The sequence below is a fragment of the Prosthecobacter sp. genome (genome assembly GCF_044222345.1).
In the GTDB taxonomy this organism is placed as follows: domain Bacteria; phylum Verrucomicrobiota; class Verrucomicrobiia; order Verrucomicrobiales; family Verrucomicrobiaceae; genus Prosthecobacter.
Window position 1 is genome coordinate 1 of the sequence record NZ_JBGANL010000166.1, and the last position, 2,060, is coordinate 2,060.

General features: G+C 60.6%; 2 protein-coding genes. Both read right to left on the reverse strand.

Annotation, left to right across the window (positions count from 1 at the left end; translation table 11 throughout):
* Positions 1-287: hypothetical protein (locus ACILSL_RS27685; RefSeq protein ID WP_395735303.1), on the reverse strand; the 287-nt coding region annotated here is incomplete at its 3' end.
* Positions 288-435: 148 nt separating this feature from the next.
* Entirely contained in the window at positions 436-1,773 is a 1,338-nt protein-coding gene (locus ACILSL_RS27690) for a DUF1501 domain-containing protein (protein ID WP_395735304.1), read from the reverse strand.
* Positions 1,774-2,060: the final 287 nt, after the last annotated feature.

Below are 2,060 nucleotides of genomic sequence, written 5' to 3' on the forward strand. Positions count from 1 at the left end.
GTGGCTTCGAGCTGTGCTTCGTTGAGATTGAGATCGCTGTAGATGGAACCCAGCCACTCGCGCAGCATGAACCGCGCCTGCTCGATGGAATGCGCCGTCGGCGTGCGGGAGGGATCCTTCGCATGGGCCTTGGCCGCGTTGCGCAGCGTTTCGAGAATCAGCTGCGTGCGGCGGAGTCGATTGTGCAGCTGATACGAGCGAAAGTAATCGGCGAGGCGTGCATACGCCTCATTCCACTCCTCTTCGGTGCCTGTCGCGGGGGCAAACTGAATGTTGACTGCTTCCATGGAGGTTCAAATCCGAACCGCATGGAGAATGCGCACTTTTGCCACGGAGGAAAGCGCAGGATTGTGGATTCCGCATTTTTGACGGCAGCAAGGCTCAGCCCGGGACAAGACGCCCCGGGGAGATCCCAATCTTCAGATCATCCCCCGCTTAGGCGATCACTTCATTGAGCAGCCTGCCACCGTTCACGATGTCCACCGGACGCACGTTTTCGACGATGATGCGCTTGCTGGCGTTGATGCCGAGCAGACGGTACATCGTGCGGGCGAGATCTTCGGGGCCCACGGGGTTTTCATCCGGTTCGCCACCGAGGGCGTCGGACTTGCCGTAAACAAAACCTTTCTTCACGCCGCCACCGGCCATGGCCACGGAGAAGACGCGCGGGTAGTGATCGCGGCCGTTTGTGCTGTTGATGCGCGGCGTGCGGCCGAATTCGGAGCTGACGAGCACCAGCGTGGTGTCCAGCATGCCGCGTTCATCGAGATCTTTGATCAAGCGTGCGAAAGCGACATCGAACTGCGGGGCCTGGCTTTCAAAGGCGCTCTTGATGTTGGAGTGGTGGTCCCAGCTGCCGAAGTTCACCGACACCATGCGCACCCCGGCCTCGACAAGGCGGCGGGAAAGCAGAAAGCGCTGACCGGCGGCGTTGCGGCCGTATTCATCACGCAACTTGTTGGACTCTGCGTTGAGATTGAAGGCTTCGCGCGCTTTTTCAGAACTGACGAGCTTGTAGGCGGCCTGGTAGAAATTGTCCATGGCGCTGAGGCCGTCCGATTTCTCGGTGGTGCGGAAGTGCTCGTCCACAGCGGACAGGAGGTTGCGGCGGCGGTCAAAGCGCTTGGCGTCGATCTCCTTCGGTGCGGCCAGATCCCGCACGGTGAAGCCCCTGTCCGCTGGATCGCTGCCGAGGGCAAACGGGCCGAAGGCACTGCTCATGTAGCCGCTGCCCTGATCCGGCGCGATCATGTTCGGCACAGCCACGTAGGGCGGCAGGTTGTTGCGCGGTCCCTGCTCGTGCGAGATGATGGAGCCGAAGCTGGGGAACTTGATGGCCGGGCTGGGGCGGTAGCCGGTGAACATGTTGTGCGTTCCGCGCTCATGCGCCGCCTCCCCATGCGTCACGGAGCGGATCAGCGTGATTTTATCGAGGATCTTGGCAATATTCGCAAACTGCCCCCCCACAAACTCGCCCGTAACCCCTTTGATGGGATTGAACGGCCCGCGATAATCCGGCGAAGCAAACGGCTTCGGATCCCACGACTCGTGCTGCGCCATGCCGCCGGGCAGATAAATGTGGATGATCGAGGTGGCGATGGGCTTGTAGCTCTCCACCGCCGGCATTGCCAGGTCCGCCGCCTGCAGCTTGAGCAGGTTTGGCAGCGTCAGGCCCAGCCCCGCCATGGCCCCCACCTGCAGGAAGTCACGCCGACCTTGGGGCGTCGTGAAGAGATTGCTGTGATTGCCGGAGCAGAGACGATGCATTTTCATGGTGCGGATTCGGTGGGATTACCTATAAATCTACCATGTAAAGGAGGGCCATGTTACGCCTGCAGTCCATTCTGCCAAGACAGGCACAATGATGCGCAAGGGAGGCGCAACTGTGACGAAAAACCAAGGTAGGAAGAGGAGCCTAGAGCCCCACTCACTCCCAGCCCCGCAGCTTCACATGCACCTGCGCCACGCGGCCCATGTAGTGGTCCATGGAAAAGTCCTTCGCCGCTTTGAGCATGTGCGCCTTGGCCTTCACATCATCGCCAGTCGCTTCAAAGAAAAGG

Excerpts from the sequence above, each read along its gene's own strand:
- ACILSL_RS27690 (WP_395735304.1), bottom strand. The coding sequence starts at position 1,773 with ATGAAAATGCATCGTCTCTGCTCCGGCAATCACAGCAATCTCTTCACG.